This window comes from Pseudooceanicola nanhaiensis (assembly GCF_020171315.1).
GTDB lineage: Bacteria > Pseudomonadota > Alphaproteobacteria > Rhodobacterales > Rhodobacteraceae > Pseudooceanicola > Pseudooceanicola nanhaiensis_A.
In genome coordinates this window covers 299,549-314,412 of the sequence record NZ_JAIUZP010000008.1, presented here as the reverse complement: position 1 = coordinate 314,412, position 14,864 = coordinate 299,549, and the positions used below count along the sequence as shown (strand labels likewise).

Annotated in this window: 14 protein-coding genes; 6 read left to right on the top strand and 8 right to left on the bottom strand. The window is 66.0% G+C overall.

Annotation, left to right across the window (positions count from 1 at the left end):
* Nucleotides 1-176: 176 nt before the first annotated feature.
* From LCM32_RS15450 to LCM32_RS15435, 4 genes are all read left to right on the top strand, one after another.
* Nucleotides 177-1,181: a DctP family TRAP transporter solute-binding subunit gene (locus tag LCM32_RS15450; protein WP_224821977.1), complete on the top strand. Its 1,005-nt coding sequence runs from the start codon at nucleotides 177-179 to the stop codon at nucleotides 1,179-1,181.
* Between the two features lie 87 nt (nucleotides 1,182-1,268).
* On the top strand, nucleotides 1,269-1,937 hold the full coding sequence (locus tag LCM32_RS15445) for a TRAP transporter small permease (protein WP_224821976.1): 669 nt from the start codon (nucleotides 1,269-1,271) through the stop codon (nucleotides 1,935-1,937).
* Nucleotides 1,938-1,940: 3 nt separating this feature from the next.
* Nucleotides 1,941-3,335: a TRAP transporter large permease gene (locus tag LCM32_RS15440; protein WP_224821975.1), complete on the top strand. Its 1,395-nt coding sequence runs from the start codon at nucleotides 1,941-1,943 to the stop codon at nucleotides 3,333-3,335.
* A 115-nt stretch (nucleotides 3,336-3,450) separates the two neighbouring features.
* Complete coding sequence (locus LCM32_RS15435; protein WP_224821974.1) at nucleotides 3,451-3,918, top strand: DUF3237 domain-containing protein; 468 nt, start codon at nucleotides 3,451-3,453, stop codon at nucleotides 3,916-3,918.
* A gap of 74 nt (nucleotides 3,919-3,992) precedes the next feature.
* Here LCM32_RS15435 and LCM32_RS15430 read toward each other — a convergent pair whose 3' ends face one another.
* On the bottom strand, nucleotides 3,993-5,309 hold the full coding sequence (locus tag LCM32_RS15430; protein WP_224821973.1) for a short-chain fatty acid transporter: 1,317 nt from the start codon (nucleotides 5,307-5,309) through the stop codon (nucleotides 3,993-3,995).
* A 321-nt stretch (nucleotides 5,310-5,630) separates the two neighbouring features.
* Between LCM32_RS15430 and LCM32_RS15425 the strand changes: the two genes are divergently transcribed.
* Nucleotides 5,631-6,020 (top strand): RidA family protein, encoded by a 390-nt coding sequence (locus LCM32_RS15425; RefSeq protein WP_224821972.1) that lies wholly within the window; start codon nucleotides 5,631-5,633, stop codon nucleotides 6,018-6,020.
* Nucleotides 6,021-6,126: 106 nt separating this feature from the next.
* On the opposite strand, the gene LCM32_RS15420 is transcribed toward LCM32_RS15425, so the two are convergent.
* On the bottom strand, nucleotides 6,127-6,870 hold the full coding sequence (locus LCM32_RS15420; protein WP_224821971.1) for a creatininase family protein: 744 nt from the start codon (nucleotides 6,868-6,870) through the stop codon (nucleotides 6,127-6,129).
* Nucleotides 6,871-7,116: 246 nt separating this feature from the next.
* Between LCM32_RS15420 and LCM32_RS15415 the strand changes: the two genes are divergently transcribed.
* The gene (locus LCM32_RS15415) at nucleotides 7,117-7,734 is read left to right on the top strand and encodes a chloramphenicol acetyltransferase (protein WP_224821970.1); all 618 of its coding nucleotides are present in this window, start codon (nucleotides 7,117-7,119) and stop codon (nucleotides 7,732-7,734) included.
* A 270-nt stretch (nucleotides 7,735-8,004) separates the two neighbouring features.
* On the opposite strand, the gene LCM32_RS15410 is transcribed toward LCM32_RS15415, so the two are convergent.
* The 6 genes from LCM32_RS15410 to LCM32_RS15385 form a co-directional block, all read right to left on the bottom strand.
* Nucleotides 8,005-9,309, bottom strand: coding sequence for an NAD(P)/FAD-dependent oxidoreductase (locus LCM32_RS15410; protein ID WP_224821969.1), 1,305 nt, complete (start codon nucleotides 9,307-9,309; stop codon nucleotides 8,005-8,007).
* Nucleotides 9,309-10,742: a glutamine synthetase family protein gene (locus tag LCM32_RS15405; RefSeq protein WP_224821968.1), complete on the bottom strand. Its 1,434-nt coding sequence runs from the start codon at nucleotides 10,740-10,742 to the stop codon at nucleotides 9,309-9,311. Before LCM32_RS15405 ends, LCM32_RS15410 begins: the two co-directional genes overlap by 1 nt.
* Nucleotides 10,739-11,419: a type 1 glutamine amidotransferase gene (locus LCM32_RS15400; RefSeq protein ID WP_224821967.1), complete on the bottom strand. Its 681-nt coding sequence runs from the start codon at nucleotides 11,417-11,419 to the stop codon at nucleotides 10,739-10,741. The genes LCM32_RS15405 and LCM32_RS15400 overlap by 4 nt, the downstream gene beginning before the upstream one ends.
* A gap of 107 nt (nucleotides 11,420-11,526) precedes the next feature.
* Entirely contained in the window at nucleotides 11,527-12,843 is a 1,317-nt protein-coding gene (locus LCM32_RS15395; RefSeq protein ID WP_412070692.1) for a glutamine synthetase family protein, read from the bottom strand.
* Between the two features lie 218 nt (nucleotides 12,844-13,061).
* Nucleotides 13,062-13,901, bottom strand: a complete 840-nt coding sequence (locus tag LCM32_RS15390) for an ABC transporter permease (protein WP_224821965.1) — start codon at nucleotides 13,899-13,901, stop codon at nucleotides 13,062-13,064.
* Nucleotides 13,898-14,779, bottom strand: coding sequence for an ABC transporter permease (locus LCM32_RS15385; RefSeq protein WP_224821964.1), 882 nt, complete (start codon nucleotides 14,777-14,779; stop codon nucleotides 13,898-13,900). The genes LCM32_RS15390 and LCM32_RS15385 overlap by 4 nt, the downstream gene beginning before the upstream one ends.
* Between the last annotated feature and the right edge of the window lie 85 nt (nucleotides 14,780-14,864).

Below are 14,864 nucleotides of genomic sequence, written 5' to 3'. Positions count from 1 at the left end.
GCATACGCATTGCGGACCCGCGTGAAATGCAAGGCATTGATATGAAAGGGGGAAAGTGAATTTCTCACGGTGGATGCACAAGCGCTTGAGCGGACCCGGTGCAGGACGGAATTTGCCGACACCGGGGCCACGGCCCCACGGCACACTCACTTGATCTTCATCCGGGAGGAGACCCCATGAAATTCCTGACCACCGCCGCCACGGCTCTGGCCCTGTCCGTGACCGCTGCCTACGCCGATACCGCGGGCTGCGACTCCGGCGAGATCGTCATCAAGTTCAGCCACGTCACCAACACCGACAAGCACCCCAAGGGCATCGCGGCAGAACTGCTGAAGACCCGCGTCAACGAAGAGATGGACGGCAAGGCGTGCATGGAAGTGTACCCGAACTCGACCCTCTACGATGACGACAAGCTGCTGGAAGCCATGCTGCAGGGCGATGTCCAGCTGGGCGCCCCCTCGCTGTCGAAATTCGAGACCTTTACCAAGGTCTTCCGCATCTTCGACCTGCCGTTCATGTTCAAGAACATGGAAGCCGTGGACGCGTTCCAGAACTCGGACAACGGTCAGGACATGATGTCCTCGATGGAGCGCCGCGGCCTCGCGGGCCTCGCCTTCTGGCACAACGGCCTCAAGCAGTTCTCGGCCAACAAGCCGCTGCTCATGCCGGAAGACGCCAAGGGCCTGAAGTTCCGCGTGCAGCCCTCCGACGTGCTGGTTGCCCAGATGGAAGCCATCGGCGCCTCGCCCCAGAAAATGGCCTTCTCGGAAGTCTACGGCGCGCTGCAGCAGGGCGTTGTGGACGGTCAGGAAAACACCTGGTCGAACGTTCTGGGCCAGAAGTACTACGAGGTGCAGGACGGCATCACCGAGACCAACCACGGCGTGCTCGACTACATGGTCGTGGCCTCGGTCGACTGGCTGGACAGCCTCGAGGAAGGCACCCGCGACCAGTTCCTGACGATCCTCGACGAGGTCACCAAGGAGCGCAACGCGGCCATCGCCGAGGTTGACGCCGCCGCCCGCCAGGGCGTGCTGGATGCCGGCGGCACCATCCGCGAACTGACGCCCGAGCAGCGCGCTGCATGGGTCGAGGCGATGAAGCCGGTCTGGACCCAGTTCACCGGCGACGTGGGCCAGGAGAACATCGACGCGGCCCAGTCGATCAACGCCAACTTCTGATCCGGTCCCTCGGACCGGGGAAGGGCGCGGCGCACCTGCCGCGCCCTTCGTACATCCCACCAACGCCAAGACCAGAGGGGGAAGGCCATGCATCCCGCACCGGGGGAATCCTTCATCGACCGCATCGAGGAGACGCTGATTGCGCTGATCCTCGGGCTCATGACGCTGATCACGTTCGCCAACGTGGTGGCGCGCTACGTCTTCAACTCGAACATCCTCTGGGGGCTTGAGGCGACCGTCTTCCTCTTCGGCTGGCTGGTCCTGCTGGGGGCCTCCTACGCGGTGAAGAAGAACGCGCACCTCGGCGTCGATGCCATCGTCGACATGTGCCCGCCGCATGTGCGCCGCGTGCTTTCGCTCATCGCCGTGGCGGTCTGCATCGCCTTCTCGCTGCTGCTGCTCAAGGGCGCCTGGGACTACTGGGCCAACTTCGCCAACCTGCCGCAGACCGAGGGCCGCTGGTTCCCGCTCGGCTTCGAGGACAAGTTCCGCGCCAAGAGCTGGTACGAGGTCAACGACATCCCGAACCCCGCCTTCCTGAAGTTCCTCGAAGACGCGATGAACGAGGGCGAAGCCTATGAAAAGCTGCCGCGCTTCATTCCCTACGCGGTGCTGCCGCTGTCCATGGCGCTGCTGCTGTTCCGGTTCATCCAGGTCGCCCTGAAGATCTGGGCCGGCAAGATCGACCGCATCGTGGCCAGCCACGAGGTCGAAGACGAAATCGCGGAAGTCCGCGAAAGAAAAGGGGATCTCTGACCCATGTCCGTCGCGCTTCTCTTCGCACTCGTCGTCGGCTTCATGCTGATCGGCGTGCCGATCGCCGTCTCTCTCGGCATGTCGTCGGTGCTCTTCCTGCTGTGGTACAGCGACACCTCGCTGGCCTCGGTGGCGCAGACCCTGATGCAGGCCTTCGTCGGCCACTTCACCCTGCTGGCGATCCCCTTCTTCATCCTCGCCTCCTCCTTCATGTCCACCGGCGGCGTGGCCAAGCGGATCATCCGCTTCTCCATCGCCTGCGTCGGCCACATGCGGGGCGGCCTTGCCATCGCGGGCGTCTTTGCCTGCATGATCTTCGCGGCACTTTCGGGCTCGTCCCCGGCCACCGTGGTCGCCATCGGCTCCATCGTCATCGGCGCCATGACCCAGGCGGGCTATTCCAAGGACTTTGCCGCAGGCGTGATCTGTAACGCGGGCACCCTCGGCATCCTGATCCCGCCGTCCATCGTGATGGTCGTCTATGCCACCGCCGTCGACGTCTCCGTCGGCCGCATGTTCCTCGCCGGGGTCTTCCCGGGCCTGCTGGCCGGTCTGATGCTGATGGTCACCATCTACATCATGGCGCGCATCAAGGGCATGCCCAAGGGCGTCTGGCTGGGCTGGGGCGAGGTTGCAGACAGCTTCCGTGACGCCTTCTGGGGCCTCATGCTGATCGTCATCATCATGGTGGGCATCTACGGTATCCCCGGCATCACCGGCGCGATCTTCACGCCGACCGAAGCCGCCGCCGTGGCCTCGATCTATGCCTTCATCGCGGCAAACTTCATCTACCGCGACATGGGCCCGCTGTCGGAGCGCGGGGGCGGCAAGCGCCGTGCCCTGTGGCAGAAGCCGATCGCCCTGGTCACCGCATGGTTCCACCGCGACACGCAGCGCACCCTCTTCGAGGCCGGCAAGCTGACCATCACGCTGATGTTCGTCATTGCCAACGCGCTGATCCTGAAGCACGTCCTCACCGACGAGCAGGTGCCCCAGCATGTGGCAGAGGCAATGCTCTCCGCAGGTTTCGGCCCGGTGATGTTCCTCGTGATCGTCAACGTGATCCTGCTGATCGGCGGCCAGTTCATGGAGCCCTCGGGCCTGCTGGTGATCGTTGCGCCGCTGGTGTTCCCGATTGCCATCGAACTGGGGATCGACCCGATCCACCTCGGGATCATCATGGTCGTGAACATGGAGATCGGCATGATCACTCCGCCCGTGGGCCTCAACCTCTTCGTCACCTCCGGTGTCGCAGGGATGCCCATGATGCGGGTGGTGAAGGCGGCGCTGCCCTTCCTCGCGGTGCTCTTCGTCTTCCTGATCATCGTCACCTATGTGCCGATCATCTCGACATGGCTTCCAACCCAGTTGATGGGGCCCGAAACGATCACGAAGTGATCGGATCGGATCGCTGGGAAGGGGAAACCGGGGCGTGGGGGCGCCCCGGTTTTTCTTTTGCCTTGTCATGAGGTTGGGCGGCTCCTACGCCGGGACTATCTGACGAGGACCGACCATGAGCTTTTCCAATACCGAGCCCCGCCTGCTGCCCTGCTGGGAGGCGGAGGTGCTGATTTCCAAGACCCGCGTGAACGGACCCGGCCCGCTTGGCGTGCGCAACGTGGTGCCGATCACCGGGGGCACCTTCAAGGGCGTGCTGGCGCCCGAGAGCGCCGATCCGCGCCCCTTCAAGGGTGTCGTGCTGCCCGGCGGCTTCGACCTGCAACGCGAACGCCGCGACGGGGTGAAGGAGCTGGAGGCGATCTATCACATGCAGACCGACGACGGCGTGACGATCGAGATCCGCAACCACGCCATGGTGGTGAAGGACGAGACCGGCCAGCCGACCTACCGCCGCTCGCACATCCGGGTCGAGGCGCCGGAAGGGCCCTATGCCTGGCTCAACACGCGTTTCTTCCTCGGCACGGTGGAAAGCGCGCGGCCCGGCGAGATGGTGATCATCCGGTCCTTCGTCGCGGTCTGATCCGAGGCGGCCAGACATGAAAAAGCCCGGGTCCATCGGCCCGGGCTTTCGCGTTGTCAGGGGGGGGGGCTGGCTCAGGCGCCGAAGAGCGCGAAGAGCACGAAGGTGCCGCCGATTGCCACGCCGGAGATGCCCAGCCAGATGATCAGGTAACCCATGATGTCCCGGGCCGAGAGCCCGGCCACGCCCAGCAGGGGCAGGGCCCAGAACGGCTGGATCTGGTTGGTCCAGCCATCGCCCCAGGTGAAGGCCATGATGGTCCGCGCGGGGTCTGCGCCGATCTCGTAGGCCGCCTGCATCACGATCGGGCCCTGGATCGCCCACTGACCGCCGCCCGAGGGGATGAAGAAGTTCACGATCCCTGCCGAGAGGAAGGTCACCACCGGGAAGGTGGCAGGCGTGGAGATCGAGATCATCATGTTCGAGAACTCGGTCACGAGGCCGGAGTTGGTCATCATCCCGGCGATCCCGGCATAGAGCGGGAACTGGATGATGATGCCCCGTGCAGCCCCCACGGCCTTTTCGGCGGCGTGGAGATAGGCGGCAGAGCTCTTGTGCATCAAGAGGCCCAGCGACAGGAAGATCAGGATGATCGTGTTCAGGTTCACGCTGAAGGTGCCCGCCACGATCTTGTCGATGATGAAGGCCGCCGCCAGAAGGCCGAGGAAGAGCGTCGGCAGGCGGCTGTGCTCCAGCCGATCGGAGGGCGACATGTCGGCGCGGTCCATCTCGGGCGCCTTGTCGTCGTCGTCGGTATCGGTCAGGACCTCGATCTTCGCGGGCTGTTTCTGGAACATGAAGAAGATCACCAGCAGCGCCAGCAGGGCCAGCGTCAGCAGGATGTTCCACCACGAGTAGAGCGTCTGGGTCACCGGCACGATGCCGATCTGCGCCTCGAGGAAGTGGCCCGGGGTCGCGATGACCAGCGGGATCGAGGAGGAGGGGCCACGCACCAGCTCACCGCCGTAGGCCGCGGCCACGATCAGCGGGAAGTGGATGTGCACCCGGCGGCCCATCTCGCGGGCCAGGATGGCGCCGGCGACCATGCCGAAGCCCCAGTTCAGGTAGTAGCAGACGAAGCTGGTGACGATGGTGATCGCCATGGCCTGCTTCGGCGTCGAGGCCAGCCCGGTCAGACCGGTCAGCATCGACTGGACGAAGGGCGTCATGGCCAGAACGTAGCCGGTCAGCAGGACCAGCGTCATCTGCATGCCGAAGTTGAACAGCTTGGCGAACCCGTCGCCCCAGAACCCGGCCATCGCCATCGGGCCTTCGCCGCCCACGACCATGCCGAGGACGAAAACGATCACGGTCAGCAGCAGCGCCAGAACGAAGGCGCTCGGCAGCCAGCGCTGCACGACGCGGACCGAGAAGTTGGTGATTGCTTCCATGCGGATCTCCTCAATAATTGTCAGTGACAATCTCCTGAGAAGCGCTTTGAGCGCGAATTGTACGGAGTACAAGTGTATACCGTGCTGAAAGCATGCGTTTCACGGTAACTTTCCTGCAATTTCCACTGTGACGTTGCGTCGTTTCGCCGCAAGTGGCCAGCATCCGCCGGTGAGGCATGGAAATGCCCAATGGGGAGGAGGCCCGGGGCCGCAGTGCTTCAGGCTTGGGCAGGTCGCAGATGAGCGGGGCGTTCCGGGCGGCCGGGGCTTTCCTCGTGACTATGCGCTGTATAGCACCGAGGGGAACAACAGGAGCACCCCATGGACCCGATCACCTATTTCCCCCCGCCCGAAGGCCTGCCCGGCGTTCCGCCGCTGGTCTATGCCACGGCCCATCGCGGCATCCTCTATGTCTCCGGCCTGCCGGGTCACGACGGACAGGGCGGTTACCCTGAGGATTTCGCGGGACAGATCCGGAATGTTTTCAATAACCTGCGTGCCGTTCTTGATCGGGCGGGATCGACCATGGCGGATATCATCGAGGTTTCGGTCCTGCTGACCGACATCGGTGATGTGGGCGAGATGAACACGATCTACCGCGAAGAGTTCGGTGACGGCCCCTATCCGGCGCGGATCACCTCTGCCGTGGTGGCGCTGCCCGATCCGCGGATGAAGATCGAGATCCGCTGCACCGCGCGCTGCCCCGAGTGAGAGGCGCGGGCCGGGGCCTCGCGGTCCCGCCGCGCCGCCCCGGAGATAGAAAAGGCCCCGCGATCCGCGGGGCCTTCTTGCGTTTGGCTATAGGTCTGATGCGCGCTCAGTAGCGCCAGTTCGCGGGATCGGACAGTTTCGCGCCCACGACCTTGCCGGCGGTCTCGATCATCTTGGCGCCCTTCTCGGCGGAGGCGAGATCGGGCCGGCCGTAGGCGCCGGACTCGGTCATCGCGCTGAACGGCCGCCAGAGATGCAGACCCTGCGGCGGCACCGTTGCGGGGACGTCCGCGTCGGCAAGCTTCTCCATCGCCACGGTCTCGGGCTTCAGGTGCAGGATCATCGAGGTCTCGGCCTCGCAGGCATGGTGCAGCATCTTCTGCCCTTCGAGAAGCGGGGTCAGCTCTGCCATGGCCGTCTCCCAGTAGGTCGAATAGGCCACGTTCATGGTGAGGTCGCGGGTCAGCTTGTCGGCGATGACGGGCAGGGCGTTGCGGTTGCCGCCGTGGCTGTTGAGCAGCAGCAGGCGTTTCACCTTCTGGCGGTCGAGGGCCTTGGCGATCCCGGTGATCAGCGCGTCCAGCGTGGCCATGTCCAGCGTCAGCGTGCCGGGACGGTCCATGTGGTGTTCGGCCAGCGAGATCCAGACCGGGGGCAGCACCCGCACCGGGATCGTCGCCTGCGCCGCCGCTTCCAGCGCCACCGCCTCGGCGAGATGGATGTCGGTGCCCACGGGCATGTGGCGGCCGTGCTGCTCGGTCGAGCCGACGGGCAGGATCACCACCATGTCCTCGGGCGGGGCAAGGTCGGGCGAGCGGTAGTCGATCCAGCGGTAGGAAGGGGCGGTCATGTGAGGGGTCCGTTTCATCTGATCTGTCTGGCCGCAGGCTCTGCCCGCGGGGCCCGAGGGGCAAGGGGGCTGAGGTCGATTTACGGTGTAGAGGGCTGGATTGACGGATGTCGCCGGGCAACTGCCTGCGGCTTTGGCACGGGCGGAGGGCGCAGGCTCTTTTCCCGGGCGGTGTGCGCTGCTAGCACGGGTTGACCGAGGAGACTGGGAAAAGACATTGCGGAAGCCACTGCGGAAGAGACCGACATGACCAAGCTCAGCGCCGACACCCCCTACCTGCACCCGGAGACAGAGATCGAGGACAGCCGGCTCGGCGCCTGGACCGAGGTCGGCCGGGGCACGCGGTTCACCAACGTGGATCTGGGGGATTATTCCTACTGCGACCGCTACTGCGACTTTGCAAACACCCGCGTGGGGAAGTTTGCAAATATCGCCAGCTTCGTGCGGGTGGGGGCCACGGATCATCCGCTCGAGGGTGCCTCGCTGCACCATTTCCTCTACCGCTCTGCCGATTACTGGGAGGGGACCCCGCGCGACGAGGCCTTCTTTGCCCGCCGCCGCGCCCGGATCACAGAGATCGGCCATGACACATGGCTGGGTCACAACGCGCAGGTGAAGCCGGGCATCCGGGTCGGCCACGGCGCGGTGGTGGCCTCGGGGGCGATCGTCACCAAGGACGTGGGCGACTACGAGATCGTGGCCGGCACGCCCGCGAAACCCATCCGCCTGCGCCAGCCGCGGGAGATCGCGGAGCGGCTCATCGCGCTTGGCTGGTGGGACTGGGACCATGCACGGCTGGGGGCGGCGCTGGAGGACTTCCGGGCCCTGAAGGCCGAGGCGTTCCTGGAGAAATACGGCGGCTGAGGCTGCTTGCGTTTTCTTCGAAGAAAACGGACCGGAAAATGCGCATTCTCCGGGTTGGATCGCAGGGGCATCGCCCGTGGAGGGGGCTGTGCGCGCCGGAGGGCCGGTCAAATGCGCGGGGTCAAAATTCTTCGAAGAATTTTGCCAAGAATTTTCGAAAATTCTTGGGCACTCCGGGGTGAGGGGGCGTGATCCTCGAGGGGAGAGGGGGGCTGTCTGCCCCCCGCCGCTGGCGCGGCCCCCCCCGAGGATATTTCGGAACAGCGGATGTCAGATGCCGAGGCGGTCGCGGAGGGAGAACCACGTCATCGCGAGGATGAGGAGCGGGTGGCGCATCGCGGGGCCGCCGGGGAAGCGCGGCGTGGGCAGGCGGGACATGGCGTCGAAGCCTTCGGCCTCGCCCTGGATCGCCTTGGCGGCGAGGAGGCCGGAGTGCACCGCCGTGCCGACGCCGTGGCCCGAGTAGCCGGAGGCGGAGAGCATGTTGGGGGCGAGGCGGGCGAGGTGGGGCAGCCGCTTCATGGTGATCGCCAGCGTGCCGCCCCAGGCGTGGGTGATCTTCACATCCTGCAGATGCGGGAAGATCTCCAGCATGGGCTTGCGGACCTTGGCGGCGATGTCCGTGGGGAAGCGGTAGCCGTAGCTTTCGCCGCCGCCGAAGAGCAGGCGGCCGTCCTCGCTGAGGCGGAAGTAGTTCACCACGAATTTCGTATCCGCCACGGCGACATCGCGGGTGAGGACCTCTGCGGTGCGGGAGCCGAGGGGTTCGGTCGCCGCGACGAAGTTGTTGATCGGCATCACGCGGGTCGCCACCCGGGGCTCCAGCCCGCCGAGGTAGCCGTTGCAGGCGAGGATCACGTGCTCCGCCGTGACCTTGCCCCGGGCGGTCTGCACCGTGGCGGGGCGGCCCTCGGTCAAGCCGGTGACGCGGGTTTCCTCGTGGATCGTGACGCCCGCGGCGATCGCGGCCCGCGCGAGGCCGAGGGCGAGGCGCAGCGGGTGCAGGTGGCCCGCGCCCATGTCGAGGATGCCGCCCTTGTAGGCCGGCGAGGGGCAGAGCGCATGGCAGGCGGCGGCGTCGAGTTTCTCGACCTCGGTGTAGCCATAGCGGTCTTCGAGGAAGTCCGCGTAGTGGTGCAGATGCGCCGTTTCGCTGTCGGAGAAGCCGGTCCAGGCCACGCCGGGGCGGTAGGCGGCGTCGATGTCATGGCGCGTCATGAGGGAGCGGACGAGGTCCTTGGCCTCTTCGCCGAGGCGCCAGTAGAGCGCGGCATCGTCGCGCCCCAGCATCTTTTCCAGCACCTCCTGATCCTGCCGCTGGCCGGAGCCGAGCTGCCCGCCGTTGCGCCCCGAGGCGCCGAAGCCCACGCGCTGCGCCTCCAGCAGGACGACCTTCAGCCCGGCCTCCGCAAGGTGCAGCGCGGCGGAGAGCCCGGTGAAGCCCGCCCCGACGATGCAGACATCGGCCGTCACCTCGCCCCGCAGGGGGGGCAAGGGCGGCAGCGGGTCCACCGTGGCGGCGTACCAGCTGCCGGGATAGGTGCCGGGGCGGTCGTTCGCGTCGAGCAGGTTCATCAGACGTTCATCAGCAGGTGTTCGCGTTCCCACGGGCTGATCACGCCGAGGAATTCCTCGTATTCCGTGCGTTTCACGATGGAATAGACGCGGCAGAACTCCTCGCCGAGGACCTGTGCCAGGGCGTTGTTCTCGTCGAAGACGTCGAGTGCCTCGCCAAGGGTGCGGGGGAAGTCGCCCTCGCCCTCGTAGGCATCGCCGCGGAACTGCTTCTCGGCCCGTTCCTCGTTCATCAGGCCGAGATAGCCCGCCGCGAGCGAGGCCGCGATGCCGAGGTAGGGGTTGCAGTCCATGCCGGCCACGCGGTTCTCGACCCGGCGCGCGGCGGGATCGGAGATCGGCACCCGGATGCCCGTGGTGCGGTTGTCGCGGCCCCATTCGAGGTTGATCGGGGCGGCGTGGTCCTTCACGTAGCGGCGGTAGGAGTTCACGTAGGGTGCCAGCAGCGGGATCGCCGCGGGCAGGTGCTCCTGCAGGCCACCGATGAAGTAGTAGAAGGCATCCGTCTCGCCGCCCTGCGGGCCGGTGAAGATGTTCTTGCCGGTCTCGATGTCCATCACCGAATGGTGGATGTGCATGGCCGAGCCGGGCTCGTCCTTGATCGGCTTGGCCATGAAGGTGGCAAAGCAATCGTGGCGCAGCGCGGCCTCGCGGATCAGGCGCTTGAAGTAGAAGACCTCGTCCGCCAGCTTGACCGGGTTGCCGTGGCGCAGGTTGATCTCCAGCTGGCCGGCGCCGCCTTCCTGGGTGATGCCGTCGATCTCGAAGCCCTGGGCCTCGGCGAAGTCGTAGATGTCGTCGATCACCGGGCCGAATTCATCGACGGCGGTCATGGAATAGGCCTGACGCGCGGCGGCGGGCCGGCCCGAGCGGCCCATCATCGGCTCGATCGGCTTGGCCGGGTCGAGGTTGCGGGCCACGAGGTAGAATTCCATCTCGGGGGCGACGACCGGTTTCCAGCCCTGATCCTCGTAGAGCTTGCAGACCCGTTTCAGCACGTTGCGCGGCGCATAGGGGATCGGGTTGCCCTTGCGGTCGAAGGCATCGTGGATCACCTGCAGGGTCCAGTCGCCCGTCCAGGGCGCGGCGGTGGCGGTGGACATGTCGGGCTTGAGCGTCATGTCGGGCTCGACGAAACCCTCTTCGCCCGCCGCATCGGACCAGTCGCCGGTGATCGTCTGGAAGAAGATCGAATTGGGCAGGTGGAAATACTTCTGCCGGGCGAATTTCGACGCGGGCACGGCCTTGCCGCGGGCGATGCCGGGCAGGTCCGAGATGATGCATTCCACCTCGTCGAGGCGGCGCCCCACGAGGTAGTCGCGCGCGGGCGCGGGCAGGTCTGCCGTCCAGTCCGCCTGTTCGACGGGGGGCGCCACGGGGGCGCTGCGTTCGGCCTCAGCGATCTTCTGGGCCTTGGGGGTGGGGGTCTTCATGCCTTTTCTCCCTTCAGGACAGCGGCCATGCGGTCGGCCATCTTTGTGCGCGCCAGCGGCGCGTCGAGCTGTGCCACGGCGGCATCGAGCAGCGGATCGGGGACATTGCCCCGGCCCCGGGTGCGGATCAGCCCGTCGATGACATCGGCGCCGAACTCGGGGTGCGGCTGCACGGTGTAGATGTGATCGCCATAGGCAAGCGCCGCGTACTTGCAGAAATCGGTGGAGCCGATGACCCGGGCGTCGGCGGGCAGCTCTGTCACCTGGTCCTGGTGCCAGGCGTTGAGCGGGATATCCTCGCCCTCGATGGTATAGACCTGACGGCCCACGGACCAGCCGCCGGCGAATTTCTCGACCTTGCCGCCGAGGGCCTGCGCGATGATCTGGTGGCCGAAGCAGATGCCGACGAGGGGGCGGCCCTCGGCGTGGATCTGGCGGATCAGCGCCTCGAGCGGCGGGATCCAGGCGTGGTCCTCGTAGGCGCCGTGGCGCGAGCCGGTGATGAGCCAGCCGTCGCAGGCATCCGGGGCCGGGATGGGGGCGCCGTCGACGACGGGGAAGACCTCGAATTCAAAGCCCTTGTCGCCGAGGAGGGTCAGGAACAGCTGGTCATAATCTTCCAGCTCTCCCCGAAGTGCATCGGGGATGTGGCCGCATTGCAGAATGCCGATTTTCATGGATCACCAATTGGGTTGATGGGGGCAGACTACGAGAGGGCCGGGTCTGCCACAAGGGGGCGCCGGGGCGGCGCGGGGCTGCAAAGGGGCAGACCCGCACCTGCGCCTCAGACGGTTTCGAGATAGACCTGCCACCAGTCGTCATGGGACATCTCTGAGAGCCGCCGCAGTTCCTGCCGTTTGGTCATAACGAGGTTGCGGATCAGCATCTCGGGGAAGATACGCGCGATCAGCGGATCGGTTTCGAAGGCGTCGATGGCCGAGGCCCAATCGGGCGCAAGGCCCGGCAGGTCGAGGTCATAGGCGCTGCCCGAAATCGGCGGCGGCGGGTTTTCCCCGTCCTCGATCCCCACCAGCGCCGCGCCGAGGATCACGGCCAGCATCAGGTAGGGGTTGATGTCGCCGCAGGGCACGCGGTGTTCGATCCGGCGCGCCTTGGCCGGGCCGCCCGGAATGCGGATCGCGGCGGTGCGGTTCTCATAGGCCCAGCAGGCCCCGGTGGGGGCATGGGCGCCGGGTTCGAACCGGTCGTAGGAAGAACCGTGCGGTGCGAAGATCAGGGTCGAGGGATGCATCCCCTTCAGGCAGCCCTGCACCGCGTGGCGCAGCAGGTCGGTGCCTTCGGGGCCGCCGTTGTCGAAGATGTTGTTGCCCGCCTTGTCCAGTACCGAGAAATGCACATGCATCCCGTTGCCCGCGTCGCCCTCGAAGGGTTTCGCCATGAAGGTCGCGGCCATGCCGTGCTTGCGCGCCATGCCCCGCACCAGCGTCTTGAAGAGCCAGGCATCATCGGCTGCGGCAAGCGCCGAGCGGTGGGTCAGGTTGATCTCGAACTGGCCCAGACCGGATTCCGAGATCGCGGATTCCGCGGGAATGTCCATCGCCTCGCAGGCCTCGTAGAGGTCCGTCAGGTAGGCGTCGAAGGCATCCAGCTGCCGGATCGAGAGGATCGCATTGCCCCAGAGCGGCCGGCCCGTCAGCGGGTTGGTGGGCGGCAGCAGCCCGTCCTGCGTGTCGTTGACGAGGTAGAATTCCATCTCGACGGCGGCCTGCACCTCCCAGCCGCGGGCGGCGTAGCGCTCCAGCACCCGGGCGAGGGCATGGCGCGGGTCGCCCTCGAAGGGCTCTCCGGTCTCGTGGAACATCCACATCGGCACGAGAGCCGAGGGCGAGTTCAGCCAGGGCATCGGCACAGGGCCGTGGTCGGTGGGATAAAGCACGCCATCGGCGTCGCCGCTTTCGAAGACCAGCGGGCTGTCCTCGATATCCGCGCCCCAGACATCCACGTTGAGCACGGAAAGCGGCATCCGCACGGTGCCGTCCTTCAGCTTGTCATATTGTCCGTGGGGGACGCGCTTGCCCCGCATCTGGCCGTTCAGGTCGGCGGCGGCAACACGGAAAGTCCGGAATCCTTCGAAGTCGATCATGGTTTTCTCATCTGGCAATGGGGCCGTGGGGGCCCGTCAATCAGGCACAAGGGGTCAATGCCCGTCCGGCCCGCCTGCGAGAAAACATGCGATCGGAAGGGCTTTAGAAGCCCTTGCCGCCGGCCCCCGGGGTCCGGCCCTGCCATTGGCCCATGCGACGGCGCCACCAGACGCAGCCCATCGCGGCCATTACCTTGGGATCGAAACGCATGGGATCACCTTACCAACATCATCCGCGGGCGTAACCCCTTGCGGGAGGATTGTGGCAGGTGGCGGTTCAACCGCCTGTTGATCAGGCCGAATGTGCCGATGATCGCCAGCGTCAGCATCATGAAATAGAAGGCGAGGATCGGGTAGGGGATGAAGGGGTTGAAGGTCTTGTCCGCGAAATAGCTCGCGTAGTAGAGCGCATCGCCCTTCTGCTGCCACGCCGGGAAGGAGCTGAAGTAGACCAGCGTCGTGGCGTGGAAGAGGAAGATCGCCTCGTTCGTATAGGCGGGCCAGGCGAGGCGCAGCATGGTGGGCCAGGTGATCTTGCGGAACTTCTTCCAGCCCGAGAAGCCGTAGGCATCCGCCGCCTCCAGGTCGCCCTTGGGGACCGAGCGCAGGGCGCCATAGAAGATCTCGCCGCCATAGGCGGAGGTGTTCAGGAACAGCACGATCAGCGCGCCCGCCCACGCCCGGGTCAGCCAGCGGGTCGCCATGTTGATCTCGACGATGCCGAGGTTCAGGTCGATGCCCGCCTTGGGCAGCAGGGTCAGCGCCTCGTAGAAGAGGAAGAACTGGATGAAGAGCGGGCTGCCCCGGAAGACGAAGATGAACCATTCCGCCGGTTTGCGCACGAAGGGCGAGGGGGCGGAGCGGGCAAGCGCCACGCCGGTCGACAGGAAGAAGCCGAGCGCGAGGGCGCAGACCGCGAAGTAGATGTTCCAGATCAGGCCGGAGCCGATCAGCGTGAACTGCTGGCACAGCGTGAAGTCGGAGCGCGGCAGCAGGCGCTCGCCGATGCCGATGGAGCGCAGGGCGTAGTCGTGGATGGTCTGGGCGCAGCTCATGCCGGGGCCTTCCTCTGTTCTTCACCGGCCAGTGTGGCCTGTCCCCGCGACAGGCGGCGGTTCAGCCGCGCCAGCCCGATCTCGGACACTTTCGTCAGCCCGAGGTAGAAGACGAGCAGCGCGAGGAAGTAATAAAGACGCCAGTCCGGGTGCGGATAGGCATAGGCGCTGGTCTTCGAGCCGCCCAGTTCCCGCGCCCAGTAGACGATGTCCTGAACCCCCAGCAGGAACAGCAGCGGCGTCGCCTTGATCAGCACCATCCAGAGGTTCGACAGGCCCGGCAGCGCATAGACCCACATCTGCGGGATCAGGATGCGGCGGGTGATCTGGCCCTTGGTCATGCCATAGGCCTCGGCGGTTTCCAGCTGCGCCTTGGGCACCGCGTTCATCGCGCCCGACAGGACATGGGCCGCGAAGGCGCCGAAGACGAAGGCAAAGGCCGCGACGGCGAGGATGATGCCATAGGTCTCATGCTGCCATTGCGGGGCCGAGCCGAGCGGCAGCTTGGCCTGCGCACAGACCACGAAATCGTTGCCCTGCCGGATCGGCTGATCCCAGTCGGGGCATTTCACCTTGTGCCGCATCCATTCCAGCCCCTGATCGAGGGCGAGCGGCACGAAGAGGAAGAAGGCGATGTCCGGCACGCCGCGCACCATGGCGGCATAGCCCTTGCCGATCCAGCGCAGCGGCGTCACATGCGAGCGCGCGGCAAGCGCGCCGCCAAAGCCGAAGGCCATGGCGCAGGGCACGGTGATCAGCATCAGCCCGATGACCACGAGGAAGCTCTCGTAGAACATCATGTGCTTGGCCGTGGTCAGGTAGCAGCTGAACCAGCGGAGCCCTTCCAGCGTGTCGGGATTGGCGCAGTAGTCGAACATCTGTGTGAAATCCGGGTTGGGTCCGGAGGGAGCGGCCGCGCAGAGGCGCGGCCACCCCGATCAGGAAAGCGGAAGAACCGCCGGG